This is a genomic window from Microcystis sp. M179S2 (assembly GCF_020245805.1).
In the GTDB taxonomy this organism is placed as follows: domain Bacteria; phylum Cyanobacteriota; class Cyanobacteriia; order Cyanobacteriales; family Microcystaceae; genus Microcystis; species Microcystis aeruginosa.
Window position 1 is genome coordinate 1 of sequence record NZ_JADBUE010000017.1, and the last position, 16,048, is coordinate 16,048.

Annotated in this window: 18 protein-coding genes and 1 riboswitch; of the genes, 10 read left to right on the top strand and 8 right to left on the bottom strand. The window is 43.9% G+C overall.

The window, feature by feature from the left end; genetic code table 11:
- Positions 1 to 2 precede the first annotated feature (2 nt).
- A complete protein-coding gene (locus tag IM500_RS00815) occupies positions 3 to 932 on the top strand; it encodes a hypothetical protein (RefSeq protein ID WP_287737423.1) in 930 nt (309 codons plus the stop codon).
- A 307-nt stretch (positions 933 to 1,239) separates the two neighbouring features.
- Entirely contained in the window at positions 1,240 to 2,010 is a 771-nt protein-coding gene (locus IM500_RS00820) for a class II glutamine amidotransferase (protein WP_287737424.1), read from the top strand.
- A 2-nt stretch (positions 2,011 to 2,012) separates the two neighbouring features.
- Here the strand turns inward: IM500_RS00820 and IM500_RS00825 are convergent, their stop codons facing one another.
- A complete protein-coding gene (locus tag IM500_RS00825; RefSeq protein ID WP_190721342.1) occupies positions 2,013 to 2,741 on the bottom strand; it encodes an ABC transporter ATP-binding protein in 729 nt (242 codons plus the stop codon).
- 75 nt (positions 2,742 to 2,816) lie between these two features.
- On the opposite strand from IM500_RS00825, the gene IM500_RS00830 reads away from it, so the two are divergent.
- Positions 2,817 to 3,527: a Uma2 family endonuclease gene (locus IM500_RS00830; protein ID WP_287737425.1), complete on the top strand. Its 711-nt coding sequence runs from the start codon at positions 2,817 to 2,819 to the stop codon at positions 3,525 to 3,527.
- 322 nt (positions 3,528 to 3,849) lie between these two features.
- Here the strand turns inward: IM500_RS00830 and psaC are convergent, their stop codons facing one another.
- Positions 3,850 to 4,095: a photosystem I iron-sulfur center protein PsaC gene (gene psaC, locus IM500_RS00835; protein WP_002734319.1), complete on the bottom strand. Its 246-nt coding sequence runs from the start codon at positions 4,093 to 4,095 to the stop codon at positions 3,850 to 3,852.
- A 251-nt stretch (positions 4,096 to 4,346) separates the two neighbouring features.
- Between psaC and acs the strand changes: the two genes are divergently transcribed.
- From acs to IM500_RS00855, 4 genes are all read left to right on the top strand, one after another.
- The gene (gene acs, locus IM500_RS00840; RefSeq protein ID WP_061430424.1) at positions 4,347 to 6,317 is read left to right on the top strand and encodes an acetate--CoA ligase; all 1,971 of its coding nucleotides are present in this window, start codon (positions 4,347 to 4,349) and stop codon (positions 6,315 to 6,317) included.
- A 361-nt stretch (positions 6,318 to 6,678) separates the two neighbouring features.
- Positions 6,679 to 7,275, top strand: coding sequence for a tropomyosin (locus IM500_RS00845; RefSeq protein WP_061430425.1), 597 nt, complete (start codon positions 6,679 to 6,681; stop codon positions 7,273 to 7,275).
- 39 nt (positions 7,276 to 7,314) lie between these two features.
- The gene (locus IM500_RS00850) at positions 7,315 to 7,680 is read left to right on the top strand and encodes a GNAT family N-acetyltransferase (RefSeq protein WP_072319559.1); all 366 of its coding nucleotides are present in this window, start codon (positions 7,315 to 7,317) and stop codon (positions 7,678 to 7,680) included.
- A 20-nt stretch (positions 7,681 to 7,700) separates the two neighbouring features.
- Positions 7,701 to 7,838 (top strand): hypothetical protein, encoded by a 138-nt coding sequence (locus tag IM500_RS00855; protein ID WP_008203558.1) that lies wholly within the window; start codon positions 7,701 to 7,703, stop codon positions 7,836 to 7,838.
- 127 nt (positions 7,839 to 7,965) lie between these two features.
- Here the strand turns inward: IM500_RS00855 and IM500_RS00860 are convergent, their stop codons facing one another.
- The 5 genes from IM500_RS00860 to IM500_RS24670 all read right to left on the bottom strand — a co-directional run bounded on the left by IM500_RS00860 (position 7,966) and on the right by IM500_RS24670 (position 11,335).
- Positions 7,966 to 8,472, bottom strand: coding sequence for a DUF1269 domain-containing protein (locus IM500_RS00860; RefSeq protein WP_002731545.1), 507 nt, complete (start codon positions 8,470 to 8,472; stop codon positions 7,966 to 7,968).
- Between the two features lie 97 nt (positions 8,473 to 8,569).
- Positions 8,570 to 9,187 (bottom strand): CP12 domain-containing protein, encoded by a 618-nt coding sequence (locus IM500_RS00865; protein ID WP_185239910.1) that lies wholly within the window; start codon positions 9,185 to 9,187, stop codon positions 8,570 to 8,572.
- A gap of 90 nt (positions 9,188 to 9,277) precedes the next feature.
- A complete protein-coding gene (locus IM500_RS00870; protein ID WP_190721330.1) occupies positions 9,278 to 10,468 on the bottom strand; it encodes a glycosyltransferase family 4 protein in 1,191 nt (396 codons plus the stop codon).
- Between the two features lie 38 nt (positions 10,469 to 10,506).
- The gene (rimI, locus tag IM500_RS00875; protein ID WP_190721328.1) at positions 10,507 to 11,085 is read right to left on the bottom strand and encodes a ribosomal protein S18-alanine N-acetyltransferase; all 579 of its coding nucleotides are present in this window, start codon (positions 11,083 to 11,085) and stop codon (positions 10,507 to 10,509) included.
- Complete coding sequence (locus IM500_RS24670) at positions 11,066 to 11,335, bottom strand: hypothetical protein (protein ID WP_502882347.1); 270 nt, start codon at positions 11,333 to 11,335, stop codon at positions 11,066 to 11,068. The genes rimI and IM500_RS24670 overlap by 20 nt, the downstream gene beginning before the upstream one ends.
- A gap of 481 nt (positions 11,336 to 11,816) precedes the next feature.
- Between IM500_RS24670 and IM500_RS00880 the strand changes: the two genes are divergently transcribed.
- Together IM500_RS00880 and IM500_RS00885 are read left to right on the top strand one after the other, a co-directional pair.
- Positions 11,817 to 12,797, top strand: a complete 981-nt coding sequence (locus IM500_RS00880; protein WP_002756655.1) for a sodium-dependent bicarbonate transport family permease — start codon at positions 11,817 to 11,819, stop codon at positions 12,795 to 12,797.
- A 73-nt stretch (positions 12,798 to 12,870) separates the two neighbouring features.
- The gene (locus IM500_RS00885; RefSeq protein WP_190721326.1) at positions 12,871 to 13,188 is read left to right on the top strand and encodes a P-II family nitrogen regulator; all 318 of its coding nucleotides are present in this window, start codon (positions 12,871 to 12,873) and stop codon (positions 13,186 to 13,188) included.
- A 325-nt stretch (positions 13,189 to 13,513) separates the two neighbouring features.
- On the opposite strand, the gene IM500_RS00890 is transcribed toward IM500_RS00885, so the two are convergent.
- A complete protein-coding gene (locus IM500_RS00890; protein WP_002733879.1) occupies positions 13,514 to 14,092 on the bottom strand; it encodes a DUF3172 domain-containing protein in 579 nt (192 codons plus the stop codon).
- 188 nt (positions 14,093 to 14,280) lie between these two features.
- Positions 14,281 to 14,410: riboswitch (cyclic di-AMP (ydaO/yuaA leader) on the top strand.
- Between the two features lie 230 nt (positions 14,411 to 14,640).
- On the opposite strand from IM500_RS00890, the gene IM500_RS00895 reads away from it, so the two are divergent.
- A complete protein-coding gene (locus tag IM500_RS00895; protein WP_287737426.1) occupies positions 14,641 to 15,978 on the top strand; it encodes an ArsB/NhaD family transporter in 1,338 nt (445 codons plus the stop codon).
- The last annotated feature ends 70 nt before the right edge of the window (positions 15,979 to 16,048 follow it).

Genomic DNA, 16,048 nt, shown 5'->3' on the forward strand with positions numbered 1-16,048 from the left:
GCGTGATGTCGGGCGTGATGTGGGGCGTGGTGTTGGGCGTGATGTTGGGCGTGATGTTGGGCGTGATGTCGGGCGGGGTGCGGTCCGTGGTGTTGGGCGTGGTGTCGGGCGTGGTGTGGGGCGGGGTGTCGGGCGGGGTGTTGGGCGGGGTGTTTATATTCGCCTTTTTCCGTCTTGATAATTGGCTAATCGGGCTTTTGGCGGGCCCTCAAGGGCGACTTTTTCCCCGTATTACCCTTCTACCGCTGCCGGGGTTAACCTCGACTCTACAACAATGGTTACAGCAAGACTGGGAAACGGCTATTAATAACCTCAATCAATACTTTCGGTACAGCCGCCAGTTTATTCCTGTCCTTGTCGCCGTTAACCGCGTTTTATCGCAATTCCCAGAGGCAGAAATTATCTATCGCGTCTCCCGTCTGGCAGAAAATCCCTCCGATTGGCAATTGTTAAAATATGCGTCGGCGAAACTGTTTTCTCTTGCTGACAGCCAAATCCGTCTAGATACTCCTGCTTGCGCCGCCGCCGCTGGTTTTTGGTATCTTCACCAACAGGACACCGAAAAAGCCAAAAAAGCCTTTGCTGTGGTACGTTCCCTCGCCTACGGGGAAGAAATGTATAGCCTCGCCCAAACTTTACACCGATTTAGTCAGGCTGCAACTCTCGATAGTATCGCTTCCCTGAAAGTTGCCCCCATTGCCGCAGAACCGTCATTACGTCCGCAAACTTGGCAAGCTATCAGCAGTTTAAATCGAGTTATCACAGAAATGGCTTTAGTCCAGAGAAGTGACTCCCAAGAGACTAGAAAACTCGCTCTTAAACGGATTATCAGGGAATTAAGGGATATAATCGACCGACAGGCTGCCAATTTACCCCAAGCAGAAAAAGAATTAATCCTTTCTATCGCCCAAAAATGGAAAACTTGCCTGTAGCTTGTAAGCTAAGACGCATTTAAACCGCTTATTCTTAGATTAGCCGAATCTCCCCCCCCCCTGCCCCTAGGGTTGATTCATAGTAGGGTTGATTCATGAATCAACCCTACCTTGAGGGGGTTTGATCCCCCCTGTCAGCCTTGATAAGGGGGGTGTCTGACAGTTTTTAACACCTACCTACTTAGTGCCAGATTAATTTCTTAGCTAGGATAGGCAAGAGGCAGCTAGAAAAAATTCTCCTGTCTCCTGTCACGGCTGCTGGCAGTAAGTAATTTTGCCGGCATCTGATATTCAAACTCAAGCAACTATGTGTCAACTTCTAGGCATGAATTGTAATGTCCCCACGGATATCTGTTTTTCCTTCGAGGGATTTTGTGCGCGGGGAGGAAAAACCGACGAACATCGAGACGGTTGGGGAATTGCTTTTTTTGAGGGTTTAGGTTGTCGAACTTTTATTGATGTTAAACCCTCGATCGCTTCTCCGATTGCGGAATTAATTAAAAACTATCCGATCCATTCTACCAATGTTATCGCCCATATTCGCAAAGCTACCCAAGGAGAAATTAAACTAGAAAACTGTCATCCTTTTCGGCGGGAATTGTGGGGGAAATATTGGGTTTTTGCCCATAATGGTAATTTAGAAAATTTCTCACCTACTGCGGGAGATTTTTATCAACCGGTTGGGGACACGGATTCGGAAAAAGCTTTCTGTTTAATTCTTAATACCCTGCGAGAGACTTTTCCCCAGGGCAAACCTTCCCTAGAGCAACTTTATCAAGTCCTAAAAACTATCACAAACTCTATCGCTTGTCAAGGAATTTTTAATTATCTTTTATGCGATGGTGAACATTTTTTTGCCCATTGTTCGACGAAATTAAGCTATATAATCCGTCAGTATCCTTTTGCCGCCGCTCATTTAATTGATGAAGATGTGAGCGTTGATTTTCAAGCTTTAGCTCATCCCGGCGATCAAGTGGCAATTATTGCCACTACACCCTTAACTGATAATGAAGTTTGGACAACGATTAATTCAGGAGAATTATTAGTTTTTCAGGAGGGCGCAGCAATTTTAAGTTAATCTTACCAGTGGTCACTTTGTCGAGATTTTTCTAAATCAATTAACTGAGTTTTTAGCCCTAACCAATCTAATTGATGGGCGAGGCAATCTGAACCAATTTTTCCCGCTTCTAGATAAATAACTCTCTCGGCAAATTCCTCTAAAAAATCCAGTTGATGATTGACCATAATTATCGTCATTGATCTTTGATTGTTTAATACTTCTAATAACCTGTTGGCCGTGCCTGTATCTAGAGCAGAGGTGGGTTCATCTAATAACAGTATGCTCGGTTCTAACAACAAAGCTCTGGTAATTGCCACTAATTGTCTTTGTCCTAAAGATAATTCTAACTCCCCGCGTTCAAACCACTGTTCGGGAATTTTTAATAGGGATGTCCAACGGTCAATTCTCTGATTAATTTCCGCAGGAGTAAGTTTTTTCAATTGCAAAGGATAAGCGAGAGCATCTCGAACGTTCATTCCTAATAACTTCGACTCTTGTAGCAATAAAACTATCTGTTGTCGCAGGGAAATAACCGGTATTTCCTTAATCGATTTACCGTGAAAATAAATATTTCCCGTGCTTGGTTCTTGCAAACGATTTAACAGTCGTAAAAGAGTCGTTTTTCCTGCCCCAGATGCTCCGACAATAGCTAACTTTTCTCCTTGCTTGATGCTAAAAGTAATATCTTCTAACAGATAAGCACTGCCTCGTCGGATAGCTAAATTTACTTGCTGTAGTTCTAAAATCAAGATCGGTCTTTTCCTTACTTAGTTCAAATTTATTATATAATAAAAATAGCCCAATGAGTTCGGCAGGTATTCCCCATGGTTAGTCAAGTTAACAAAAACGAGATTATCTATCCTGAGAGCGACGGTAAACCGATGGCAGATAATACTAAACAATTTAACTGGATAGTAACGATTAAGCAGAATATCGACTGGTTATATATCGATGATCCCCAGGTATTTGTAGCGGGGGATCTGTTGTGGTATCCCGTGGAAGGCCAGCCGAAAATTGCTGCCGCTCCTGATACGATGGTAGTATTTGGCAGACCGAAAGGCGATCGAGGTTCCTACAAACAATGGCAAGAAGATAATCTTGCTCCTCAAGTCGTCTTTGAGATTCTTTCTCCCAGTAACACCTCCATCGAAATGGCCAAAAAATTGCTATTTTATGATCGCTATGGAGTCCAAGAATACTACGTCTATGATCCCGATGATAATAGTCTAGAAGCTTGGCAGCGAATTGGTGACAGTTTAGACAGTGTTAGTGAGGTTAATAATTGGGTGAGTCCCCGTTTAGGCATTCGGTTTGACTTAACCGACGAGTTAAAAATTTATCGTCCTGATGGTACTCAATTTTTGTCCTACAGCGAAATTAATCAACTACTGGAGCAGGAAAAGCAACGGGCTGAAAATGAACGCCAACGGGCTGAAAATGAACGCCAACGGGCTGAACAGGCTAATCAGCAGTTAGTAGAAATGGAGGCAAAACTGCAAAAATATCGTCAACTTTTTGGGGAATTACCTAACTAGGGTCTGCTGAATAAATGTGAAATATAGACGAGGTAAGGGGTTTGGGGCCTGTTTGGCGAGGCAGGTGCAAGATTTTAAAGCTAGTGGCTCAAAAACCTTGCATCTTGATCGGCGATTGCGTCCTGTAGGGGCGAAGCATTCGGGCAATAACTTATCGGTGAAACCGTAGATTTTCTATCCGAATGCTTCGCCCGTACTTTTTGCCGCAAACCCTAACTAAAATCTTCACTAGCGAAGGGAGTATAACAAAAAAAGAGGACTGGTTAGTCCTCTTAACAAGATTAGTTTTCGCTAAATGTTAAACACAGAATGATTGCCAGGCCTAGTAGGCTAGACCCATACTGCGGGTGGTTTCTGCTCCGAGATAAACCCGAATGCTCAAGAAATCCGTCGGACAAGCGGTTTCGCAACGTTTGCAACCAATACAGTCTTCCGTGCGGGGGGAGGAGGCAATCTGGGCAGCTTTACAGCCATCCCAGGGAACCATTTCCAGCACGTCGAGGGGACAAGCCCGAACGCATTGGGTGCAACCGATACAGGTATCGTAAATTTTAACGCTATGAGACATCGAATTATGACTCCTTACCGAGTGTTCTCCATGTTAAATTTCGGGTTTATCGGTTAGTTTACCTTACAGCGATCTGTTCATCGCTCGATCGGTGACATAACTTTAAACTCTGTAACACTTGGGGCCAAATGGCGATCGCTAGTCAGGGATCGGGCAATTCTAAAATAGCCTTAAAGAATTGCTTGCCGGGGTTACGGGGGGAACCGAAAAAGGTAATCTGGATCGCAAGATAATTTATTTCGTTTGCCAGTATGACAGAAATAGCGATCGAATCGATCCTACAGGAAAATCGGCTGTTTCCTCCCAGTGCCGAATTTGCTCAGAATGCCACCATTAAAAGCTTTGAAGAATACCAGCAACTCTACGCCAAAGCCAAGGCCGATCCCTCGGCTTTTTGGGCCCAATTAGCCGAAAAAGAATTACATTGGTTTGAAAAATGGTCAGAGATTCTTGACTGGCAGCCCCCCTTTGCTAAATGGTTCGTCAACGGCAAGATTAATATTTGTTACAACTGTATTGACAGACATCTCACCACCTGGAGACGCAATAAAGCCGCCATCATCTGGGAAGGAGAACCGGGAGACAGCCGCACCATTACCTACGAACAGCTACACCGAGAAGTGTGCCAATTTGCCAACGCTTTAAAGGAATTAGGCGTGAAAAAAGGCGATGTGGTCGGAATTTATCTGCCGATGATTCCCGAAGCGGCCATCGCCATGTTAGCCTGTGCCAGAATTGGCGCGCCCCACAGTGTAGTTTTTGGGGGATTTAGTGCCGATGCTTTGCGCGATCGTCTTAATGATGCGGCCGCTAAGGTGGTAATCACTGCCGATGGTGGTTTCCGCAAGGATAAAGTCGTTGCCCTCAAGGAACAGGTAGATCTGGCTCTAGCCGATAATAGCGCCCCCAGTGTGGAAAAAGTTCTCGTTGTCCAGCGCAGCAAGGAACCCATCAATATGGTTGCCGATCGCGATTACTGGTGGCATGATCTACAAAAACAGGTATCTGCTAACTGTCCGGCCGAACCCATGGATAGCGAAGATATGTTATTTATCCTCTACACCAGTGGTTCCACCGGCAAACCGAAAGGAGTCGTCCACACCACCGGCGGTTATAATCTCTACACCCATGTCACCTGCAAATGGATTTTTGACCTGAAAGACACCGATGTTTACTGGTGTACTGCCGATGTGGGTTGGATTACCGGCCATAGTTATATCGTTTACGGACCGCTTTCCAATGGTGCAACCACGGTAATGTATGAAGGGGTTCCCCGTCCCTCTAATTTAGGCTGTTTTTGGGATGTAATCGAGAAATATCGGGTTAATATCTTTTATACTGCCCCCACTGCTATCCGCGCTTTTATCAAAATGGGTGAAGATATCCCCAATAGCCGGGATTTATCCTCTTTGCGCTTACTGGGAACTGTGGGAGAACCGATTAACCCAGAAGCGTGGATGTGGTATCACCGGGTTATCGGTAAGGAAAAATGTCCGATTGTCGATACTTGGTGGCAAACGGAAACCGGGGGGATTATGATTACTCCCTTACCCGGGGCAATTGCCACCAAACCGGGGTCAGCAACCCTACCTTTCCCCGGTATTATGGCCGAAGTGGTGGACTTAGACGGTAATCCCACCCAAGCGAATGAGGGGGGTTATCTGGTGGTCAAATATCCCTGGCCCGGTATGCTACGAACAGTCTATAAAAATCCCGATCGCTTCCGCAATACCTACTGGGAACAGATCGCCCCCAAAGATGGCCAATATCTCTATTTTGCTGGGGATGGTAGTCGTCAGGACGAGGACGGTTATTTCTGGGTAATGGGGCGCGTTGATGACGTGATGAGCGTTTCTGGCCACCGTTTAGGGACAATGGAGATCGAATCAGCTTTAGTATCTCATCCCGCGGTAGCAGAGGCGGCTGTGGTGGGACGACCGGATGAAATTAAAGGGGAAGAAGTCTATGCTTTTGTCACTCTGGAGGGGCATTATGAAGCGAGTCCGGAGTTAGCGCAAGCATTAAAGGATCACGTTGTCAAGGAAATTGGCATTATTGCTCGACCGGGAGAAATCCGTTTTACCGATGTACTGCCCAAAACGCGATCGGGTAAAATTATGCGTCGTCTCTTGCGAACTTTAGCATCAGGTCAAGAGATTTCTGGTGATACTTCTACTCTAGAAGATCGATCGGTTTTGGATAAATTACGGCAAGGTGCCTAATTTAATTGCTGGTTTTTCCTAGTAGTTAGGGTGAGGAATGAGAGCTAATCTTATCTCACTCTAACGGGAGTGATGCTCGGTGAACATATTTGCTCAAGCAGCAAAGCTAAGTAGTTGGACAAAAGTAAAATTAACTGTGGGGTAAGGATTCAGGAGTCAGTAAGAATTGCGGCAATTTACATTTCTTAAGATAGACAACAGAATTTATGTCCGTAGCTAATAATAAATCCTGTTTCAAGGGTATAGGAGAATGGGAAGTGGGAAAAAACAATCCATAACTTGGGAGTTAATCACACGATTAAAAACGGATTTGGTATAATGATAAAGATAAGAGCAAATTGAAATTATAGGAGTTTAATCAATGACCACCACCACTGCTATGGATAATGATTTAAAAAGACTAGAAGATTTAATCCTCAATGGACAGAAGATAATCGAACATCGATTCAACGAAATCGACAATCGACTCACTACCATGGACAATCGACTCACTACCGTGGACAATCGACTCACCACCATGGACAATCGACTCACTACCATGGACAATCGACTCACCACCATGGAAACTCGACTCACTACCATGGAAACTCGACTCATTGAGGTGGACAATCGACTCACTACCGTGGACAATCGACTCACTACCGTGGAAACTCGACTCACTACCACGGAAACTCGACTGATTGAGGTGGACAATCGATTGAAGGTGATTGAGAATGGACAAGCGGAAATAAAAGCTGATGTCAAAAATGTTCAAAAAGATACTACCGATTTAAAGATTGAACTCACGGAAGTTAAAGGTGATATTAAAACTCTTGATAGTAAATTTGATGACATGAATAAACGCTTAGAGAAAGTCGAAGGAACCCAAAAAAATCAAATTTGGACATTGATAACTGTCTTAAGTGGTTCCTTACTAGCTGTGGGATTTAGAAGTTTTTTTATCAACAATAATCCCTAATCTCAGCAAGAGAATTGCTATAATTTGCTCAATAAAACAATGAAAAGTGATCGCCTAATTCTCCGTCCTTGGCAACTACCCGCAGACAAAGAGTCTTTTTTTCAGATCTATCAAAATTACGAAGTCACTTATTTTTTACCGAGAATTCGTCAGTTAGCCACGGATATTGAGAGTTTAAATGCCCATTTTTCTGAAAGGTTAGCAACTATTCGTAATCAGGGTAATGGCAGCGATTGGTGGGCAATGATCGATCGAAAAAATAATCAGATTATCGGTTCGATAATTTTACAGAATTTACCCGATAACTACGGTTATCCTACCCCAGATAGCGAAATTGGTTGGCATTTACGACGCGATTATTGGGGACAAGGATACATAACCGAAGCGGCTAAAGTTATTCTATAATACGGCTTAATCACCTTACAATGCCGATTATCTACGCAGTGGTTAATCCCGATAATTATCGCTCAATTCGTGTCACCGAAAGATTAGGAATGCAATCAATGGGATTAACGAATAAATACTACGACACTGAAGCACTTTTATTCTCGATCGAAGCTTAAAGTTCATTAATAATTATTGATTGTTTCTTATTTTATAGCTGCTGTGGTGGTCATGCTAAACCCATTCTTGTTCAAAAAGCAAAAAGGGAAATATATTCCCTTTTTCTAGCTTTTATGGACCCAGATCCTAAACGGTTTCGGGTTTAACACCTCTTTGGTCGAGAACTTTCTGTAATTCCGCTTCGTCGGTTTTGGTCAAAGAAGTGCGTAACACTTTACCTCCGTAGGGGGCCACTTCATCGAGGACCTTATCGGGGGTAACTTTTTGGACGAGAACAAAGAGAGCAGAGGTACTGGGCTGCAGGGTTTCTCCCAATTCGCGCATAAAATTGTCATCCACACCGATATCACTTAAAGCACCTCCCAAAGCGCCACCAGCAGCACCGAGGACGGCCCCTAATAAAGGGGATAAAAAGAGCATTCCGATTAATAATCCCCAGAAACTGCCACTAGCGGCTCCCGCTGCCGTTAAATTGACCGCTTGCTTGAGTTTAATCTGGCCATCTTTGTTTTTAACCACTACGGCAGCATCTTCTAGCTCGATGAGATGTTCCTGTTGCAGTTTAGCCAAAGTTAAACGAACTTCTTCTGCTTTAAATTCGTCCTCATAGGCGATGACAAATAGATCAGCCATAGTTTTTCCTCGATTATTAGTAAATAAAACCTTTATACACTACTTTTGCCGGATTAAAAAGTTTGAGGTATCGGAGAATACCTCAAAGCCATGGGGATTAGGTGTCATAAATACGAGCTTCAAAAGCATCGGGATTTTCTTGACAGTATTCCTCAAAATAGGTTTTTTCTGGTTTTTTAGCGCGTTGGTGTGCCAATTCTGCCTGTAATTCCTCAACAACATCCCAAGCTGCGGCACAATCGGGAGAATTTACCCCTTTTTCAGCACAGACTGCCCGGGCAATATCTCTAGCTTTGATAATCTCCGCTTCTAAATCAAGACTGCGGGGCTTTTCGACGGCGTTACCTTTATGGAGGATGTCACTAACAGAGATAACACCGAGCAAACCGCCTTTAATTACTGGTGCGAAACGAATACCGGTATTAGCAAATAAGCGGGCCACATATTCAACCCCGAGGTCGGGATTAATCACGATGCAGGGTTTGCTCATCACTTCATAGACGCGCACCTTTTGCGGATCTTGACCGAAAGCGACGACTTTATAGACAATATCGGTTTCAGTGATAATTCCGTAAGCATCCTCATCGTGACGGCGATCAACAATGAGAGTTCTAATGTTCTTTTCTCTCATCAATTGTACCGCTTTGGCAACGGTTTCAGAACCTTTAATCTTGGCCACCTCCGTGGTCATAATTTCAGCTGCTTTCATAGTCATATTTGGAGAAGTTAAGTTGTGCCTTTGTTATTTTAAGACATAAACTGACCCCCAATACTGACGGCTGACGGCTAAAAAACCGCTCCCTGATTAACGCCATTCTACCAGTTGTCGTTCTTGGACGACCAAACCATATACTGTCTCGGTTTGACGGGCTAAATTCGCCCAATGAAAGCGTTTTTCTAGGTCTTCGTAGGCGTTATTAACTAATTCGTGGGCGTATTCGGGATGATTTAAAACCTCCAAAATGCCCCAAGCGAGGGAATCAGGATTATTGACCCGGGTGACAATTCCCGTTTGGCCATGACGGACAACTTCGGGAAAACCGCAGGTATCGGAAACTACCACGGGAACCCTAGCGGCGAAACTTTCCAGGGCGACAATACCAAAAGGTTCGTAAAGACTAGGAAAAACGGCACAATCGGCCACGGTTTGGAAGCGATCGAGGTTTTCATCGGACATAAAGCCCGTAAAATAACAATGATGCCAGATACCGAGATGCCAGGCCTGTTGTTTGAGTTTGTCGGTATTGCCGCCACCAATAATGACAAATTTAGTTTTAGCCTCGGTCTGAGCGAGGACTTTTGGGGCAGCGTTGAGTAACACCGAAACCCCCTTTTCAAAGGTCATACGCCCGACGTAATAGACGATTTTTTCGTAATCTTGGGCATATTGACAACGAAAAGCTCGGTAATCAAAGTTAGGGTCTCTTTGCTTTTTCTCGGCCCGAATACCGTTATAAACCACATCGATTTTATCCCAGGGTGCGCCCAAAGCCCGATGGACTTCATGACGCATATAGCCGGTACAGACGATAATGCGCCAAGCATTATAGACGAGGGTTCCCTCTTTGCCGGCGATATAGCGTTGGGTGTCGGTGTGCAGTCCGTTATAACGTCCGTATTCCGTGGCGTGAATAGTGGCAATCAGGGGGATTTTAAAGAGATGTTTCATGGCAATGGCCGCATCCCCTACTAACCAATCGTGGGCATGAACAAGGTCAAATTTTCCGTATTCGGCGATTAGTTTGCCGCCCTGTTGCCCCATGCTGTTATTCATGTTGACCACCCAATGGAAAAAGTCATTGCCGGGGGGGACGGGGACGCGGTGGATGTGAATGCCTTCGACCAGTTCGTAACTGGGGGCCTGACCGAATTCGATCGTGATTAAATGGACTTCATGACCGAGTTTGACGATTTCGGGATAGAGTTCAGCGACATGACGGGCGATACCGCCCACTAATCGCGGTGGAAATTCCCACGCCAAGACTAAAATCCTCATTTTTCCCTAACCTCGACCTGATTTAAGCTGGTAAGTAATCATGACATCCCCATGGTATCTATTTTGGCTCTGGTTTCTTCCTCTAATTGCCACTCTCCCTGCGCCAGTCTTGAGAGGATTTCTTGTCGCCACTTGCTTAATTGTTCCTGAAAAGCGGCCGTTTGTAGATCGTTGCGCCAGAAAATTAGGGCCGATTCGCCAGTTTGCGGATAATAATTTTTACGCTCTCCAGCGATGCGGAAGCCAAAATGCTCGTAGAGCGCGATCGCTGACTGGTTCGATACCCTCACCTCTAGCGTAGCCCTTTCCAGTTGTCTTTGTACAGCCTTCTCCAGAAGTTTGTAGAGAAGTAGTTGTCCTAATCCTTGTCTTTGATAGTCGGGGTAAATTGCTAGGAGGGTAATATGCGCTTCTTCGAGAATTGCCCAAAAACAAGCCAATCCGATTAGGGTTTCGCTATCCCGGTCCAGGGTAAGAATTAATAATTCACTGTTGGGGCTGTCTAATTCCCGTTGATATCCCGATAACGTCCAGATACCGCCGAGACTGGTGCGATCGAGTGCCACCATGGCGGCAAGATGCTCTGATTTTGGGGTTTTAAGCTGGATTTTTGCCATTGATCGGGGAAGGGAGCAGGGTGTGGGGTGTAGGCTGTGGGGTGTGGGGTGGTGGGGGAGTGGGGTGTGGGGTGTGGGGTGTGGGGAGAAGGGAGAATAAATAAAAATAATCTCCTGTCTCCTGAATCCTGTCTCCTGAATCCAATGGTAGATGTTGGATTTTTGCAGTAGTTCTATTTTCTGACAAAGATAAGCAAAAGTTATTTATTGACTGCAAAAACTTGAGAATATTTAAATTAACATTCCGCAATATTTATAAATTCTTAAGAATTAATTGAGAAAGATTTTTATTTAACAACGATGTTATCATAGTTACAGCGATTTTACTGAATTTCATAATGGGTTATTCTGTGCTTTTTTGGGCAGCAATGGTTGAAACCCTTGCCACACCTAGAAGGTAATCCCAATTAAGAGGGTTAAATCAGTCAATTTCACCCACAACGATGATCTTTTTTTTGTGTAGTTTTATTGCAAAAAAAAAGTTTTTTTGACAAAAAGCACAAAGTATGATACTAACCCAAGTGATTCCTGGCTGCGAGTAATTATTGTAGAGGGGGAGAGGGGAGAAAAGCTGACGGTTTCAAGATAACTGATCACCGATCACTGAAACATCACCCATCTTAATTTTTTTGGGCGGCCATCGTTAAGCGTTTTAATCCGGTTCTTAACATTTTCCCAGTATTCTCAAAATCGAATAGTATAGATTGAAATAACTCAATGTACGCAAACCTATGGATGGCAGCTTAATCCTGTTCAATATTCTCAATCCGCCGGTTTTGTTCTTTTTCTTGGGAATGCTGGCAGTATTTTTTAAATCCGACCTAGAGATTCCCCAACCACTGCCTAAACTCTTTTCTCTCTATCTGTTGATGGCGATTGGTTTCAAGGGAGGTTATGAACTAGCGGAAAGTGGCATCAATAACCAAATCGCTTTAACTTTGATTGCCTCTGTGGTTATGGCTTGCATCGTTCCCATTTACACTTTCTTTATCCTGAAAATTAAACTCGATAGTGCCAATGCAGCAGCGATCGCCGCAGCCTATGGTTCCATTAGTGCCGTTACTTTCATCACCGCCAGTTCTTTTTTAGAAAAACTTCATATTTCCTATGGCGGTCATATGGTAGCGGCCTTAGCTTTAATGGAATCGCCGGCGATTGTAGTGGGTTTAATCCTGGTGCGAGTCTTTAAAGAGAAAAATGGCGAAGAAGAAGCGTTTTCTTGGTCAAAGGTTCTACATGAAGCCTTTTTAAATGGTTCGGTATTTCTCTTAGTCGGTAGTGTTGTGGTTGGTATGCTCACAGGGGAAAAAGGCTGGGAAAAATTACAACCTTTCACTCAAGGGATTTTTTATGGTGCGTTAACTTTCTTTCTCCTTGATATGGGATTAGTGGCGGCGAAAAGAATCCGGGAATTAGGCAAAACTGGTTCTTTTCTCATCGGTTTCTCGGTATTCATTCCCGTCATCAATGCTATGGTGGGGATTCTCATTGCTAAGGTTCTCGGATTTGAACAGGGCAATGCTTTATTATTCGCTGTTTTGTGTGCCAGTGCCTCTTATATTGCTGTTCCTGCGGCCATGAGAATGACTGTTCCCGAAGCGAATCCTAGTTTATACATTTCTATGGCCTTGGCTTTAACTTTTCCTTTCAATATCATCATCGGTATTCCTCTGTACCTAGAGATGATCAAAATCATTGGCTGTGGAGTCTAAAAGGCCCGGCGGTTTTTAAATAATTCCTGTCAAAATTGTTCTCTTTCACTTGTCCCTTTTTTACTTAACTACCATGCTTGAATCCCCGCATCCTTCCCTACAAACTGTCAAAAAAGTAGACATAATTGTTAGTCATGCTTTTCTGGAAGAAACCTTAAGCGTTCTTGATGTTGTCGGAGTTTCCGGTTATACCGTCTTTGGCAGTACTTCGGGAAAAGGTGATCGAGGTTTATCCTGTGATGACTTGGATTGTGATTACAGTGGTAACTACATTATGACGGTTTGTAATAGTGACGAACAACTTGGTCGTCTGATCGATAAAATTCAGCCTTTTTTAAAAAAAGCCGGCGGAATTTTTGTGGTGACTACGGGCCAATGGCTAAGTCATTAGACCTCTCGTAAAAATCAAAAATTGTCGTAGTTAATTAGGAGTCAGTGGCCAGTATTCAGCCGTCAGGAGAACGATCTTTCCCGGTAATTAGTCACCGCAATAAGGACAGCCTTATTGAGAATGACTAAACATAGAAGTATTACCGGGTAAGGGTTTCTCAATCAACATAGGAAATACTTATATCTCCTTAAAATCTTCCTCAAAGCCGAAACCCTTATTATTTCGTCGTCAGCCAGAAAAATTACAAGGGCAATAAATCCCTGAAAGCATTGATAGGCAACGGTTGTGGGTTTTCAAAAGTCAGTGACTAATTACCTTTCCGGGTTTAGAATTTATCTGTATCTGGTCTGGGGCCAACAGCACCGGCGGGATTAACAAAAAGATTACCCCCAGCTTCATTTTGGAAGATACAATCGATTTTCGGTTTGCCTTCCAAGGGGCCGGTATAACCAAAGGTATTCATCCGGTTTTTACAACTTTGCACCTGCTGTCCATCGACTAATTTTTGTTGTTCTAAAATTGACCAGTTATTGCGTCGCAAAACGCAACCGGGTTGCATGACTGGTTGGGTAACAAAAACATTAAAGGGGTTAAGAGTGACATAAACCCGCAAATCGGTGACAATGGCACTAGCCCCAAATTGCACGCATAATTCCGCATTGGGGGCGCTGCGATCGATTACTTCTCGGGAAGCGACGTTTTCGGGGCTAAAATTAGCGGTAGAACTGAATACCAGACCGAGACCCACTCCTAGTACAAAAATACCGCCAATCAGGGCGATCATGGCATAGTTTAATTTTGCCAATAGGCCTCCGGGGGACGAAGCGCGAGAGTCATCGCCATAGGATCGATCATAATCACGATCGCGCGATCGGGGAGGAGTATAACGAGGTCTTCTATTCATAGAAATTTCTGATGTGGCCGCTATGGCGGTCAGTCGTTAGCTATTAGCTTATCACTGTTCTATCCTAGCAACCCGGGGGATAACCGACAGGATAGGTCTAGTATAGAGCTATATCGTTTTTTTTGGGTTAGTATGCTATGGTGGATCACTAAACAGAGTAAGTCAGCCTAATCCAAGTTTCTATGCTAGATATTAGCTAGACAAATTCGGAGCGGAGGAACCATATTTGGGGCGTATTTCTAGATTTTTTAGCCTAGAAAAGGATATCTCTCTATCCTAGCCCGTCAGCTAACTTCGTCGGCGTGGGGGGGAAGACTGAAACATCACTACATTCCTAGCAATGTCTTGATCGGTTCAGTTATGTCGCTGATACTACTTGATAGTCATAACTTACAGGAGACATTGTATATGGGGATTCTCATGCAGGTTCACCGATCACAACAATTTTAAGATTTTCCGTCGATAACCATATTTTTTGTGAGTTTGCTATATAGTTCGGGCAAACTTTTAGTCGTATCGAGAAACCGAAAGTAAAAACAGGATCAAAAATGCTGGAATCTTTACCAATGTGGATTGCTGCAATGACTTTTATTGCAGTCATTGTGGTGATTATGTTCGAGTGGCTTCATATTACCGTAGCGGCTTTACTGGGGGCTTTAATCTTAGTTTTTACCCATATCATGACTCTCCAGGAGGCGGTGGGTTATATCAGTCGCAGTTATGCCACTCTCGCCCTATTTTTTGGGGTGATGGTGTTAGTGAGAGCCTTTGAACCAACGAAAATTTTTGATTATTTAGCAGCACAAATGGTGCTTTTAGCCAAGGGACAGGGCAAATTATTACTAATAGGAATTGTCGCCATTACTACCCCGATCTGTGCGGTATTACCCAACGCTACCACGGTGATGTTATTAGCACCTCTAATTCCCCCATTGGCACAGGATATCGGTGTGGATTTTGTGCCGCTCTTAATCCTGATGGTTTTCGTAGCCAACAGTTCCGGATTATTAACGATTGTTGGTGATCCCGCTACTTATATCGTCGGTGATTCTATTAATATCACCTTCATGGAATACCTACAGCGCTTGAGTTTAGGTGGTGCCTTGGCAGTGATTACCATTCTGGTTATGTTACCTTGGTTATTCCCGAAAATCTGGCGGACGAAATTCGAGCATTTAGAAGAATTACCCCATCCGAAAATTAATCATCCTCGTGTCTTAGCTCTGGGGGGAATTATCGTCTTTTTAGTCTTATTTTTATTCGTCGTCGGTGAATCTTTTCCAGTACCTATTGCTCCTGCGGCCGTTGCTTTGATGGGGGCCACTTTAGCCCTACTTTTAGCCCAGCAATCGAAAATCGATACGGTTCATAATATTCTCCGGGATGTGGACTGGAGTACCCTATTATTTTTTATGTCGATTTTTGTCCTAATTGGCGGCTTAGAAAAAACTGGTGTAGTTAATAGTTTATCGGGATTTCTGGCGATAATTTTAGGCAAAAATATCTTTTTAGGTTCTCTAGTCTTGCTGTTTTTTGTCGGTTTTATTTCCAGTGTAGTTCCGAATATTCCCCTAGTGGTGGCCATGGTTCCACTACTGAAACAGTACCTTGTTAATGTTAATTTAGTCGGGACAGAGGTTCTTTCTCCCGATTATGCCGGTTCCTTTCCCCCCGAAGTTTTACCGCTTTTCTACGCGATGATGTATGGGGCCACCCTAGGGGGTAATGGTACTTTAGTGGGGGCTTCTTCTAATATTGTCGCCGCCGGCATCGCTGAACAACACGGGGGCAAAATTACCTTTCATACCTTTCTGCGCTACGGTTTACCAGTGATGTTTACTCAGTTAGTCGTCTCGGCAATGTATATGTTAATTTTCTTTGTCTAGTCTATCTCCGGTGGCATTAATGTTAAGTTCGCCTAAGATTGACAAAAACGTTAACATTGATTAACATTCT

What these genes read in the sequence shown, in the direction of transcription:
- IM500_RS00820 (WP_287737424.1), top strand. Translation starts at nt 1,240, where the DNA reads ATGTGTCAACTTCTAGGCATGAATTGTAATGTCCCCACGGATATCTGT.
- IM500_RS00830 (WP_287737425.1), top strand. Translation starts at nt 2,817, where the DNA reads ATGGTTAGTCAAGTTAACAAAAACGAGATTATCTATCCTGAGAGCGAC.
- psaC (WP_002734319.1), bottom strand. Translation starts at nt 4,095, where the DNA reads ATGTCTCATAGCGTTAAAATTTACGATACCTGTATCGGTTGCACCCAA.
- acs (WP_061430424.1), top strand. Translation starts at nt 4,347, where the DNA reads ATGACAGAAATAGCGATCGAATCGATCCTACAGGAAAATCGGCTGTTT.
- IM500_RS00845 (WP_061430425.1), top strand. Translation starts at nt 6,679, where the DNA reads ATGACCACCACCACTGCTATGGATAATGATTTAAAAAGACTAGAAGAT.
- IM500_RS00850 (WP_072319559.1), top strand. Translation starts at nt 7,315, where the DNA reads ATGAAAAGTGATCGCCTAATTCTCCGTCCTTGGCAACTACCCGCAGAC.
- IM500_RS00855 (WP_008203558.1), top strand. Translation starts at nt 7,701, where the DNA reads ATGCCGATTATCTACGCAGTGGTTAATCCCGATAATTATCGCTCAATT.
- IM500_RS00860 (WP_002731545.1), bottom strand. Translation starts at nt 8,472, where the DNA reads ATGGCTGATCTATTTGTCATCGCCTATGAGGACGAATTTAAAGCAGAA.
- IM500_RS00865 (WP_185239910.1), bottom strand. Translation starts at nt 9,187, where the DNA reads ATGACTATGAAAGCAGCTGAAATTATGACCACGGAGGTGGCCAAGATT.
- IM500_RS00870 (WP_190721330.1), bottom strand. Translation starts at nt 10,468, where the DNA reads ATGAGGATTTTAGTCTTGGCGTGGGAATTTCCACCGCGATTAGTGGGC.
- rimI (WP_190721328.1), bottom strand. Translation starts at nt 11,085, where the DNA reads ATGGCAAAAATCCAGCTTAAAACCCCAAAATCAGAGCATCTTGCCGCC.
- IM500_RS00880 (WP_002756655.1), top strand. Translation starts at nt 11,817, where the DNA reads ATGGATGGCAGCTTAATCCTGTTCAATATTCTCAATCCGCCGGTTTTG.
- IM500_RS00885 (WP_190721326.1), top strand. Translation starts at nt 12,871, where the DNA reads ATGCTTGAATCCCCGCATCCTTCCCTACAAACTGTCAAAAAAGTAGAC.
- IM500_RS00890 (WP_002733879.1), bottom strand. Translation starts at nt 14,092, where the DNA reads ATGAATAGAAGACCTCGTTATACTCCTCCCCGATCGCGCGATCGTGAT.
- IM500_RS00895 (WP_287737426.1), top strand. Translation starts at nt 14,641, where the DNA reads ATGCTGGAATCTTTACCAATGTGGATTGCTGCAATGACTTTTATTGCA.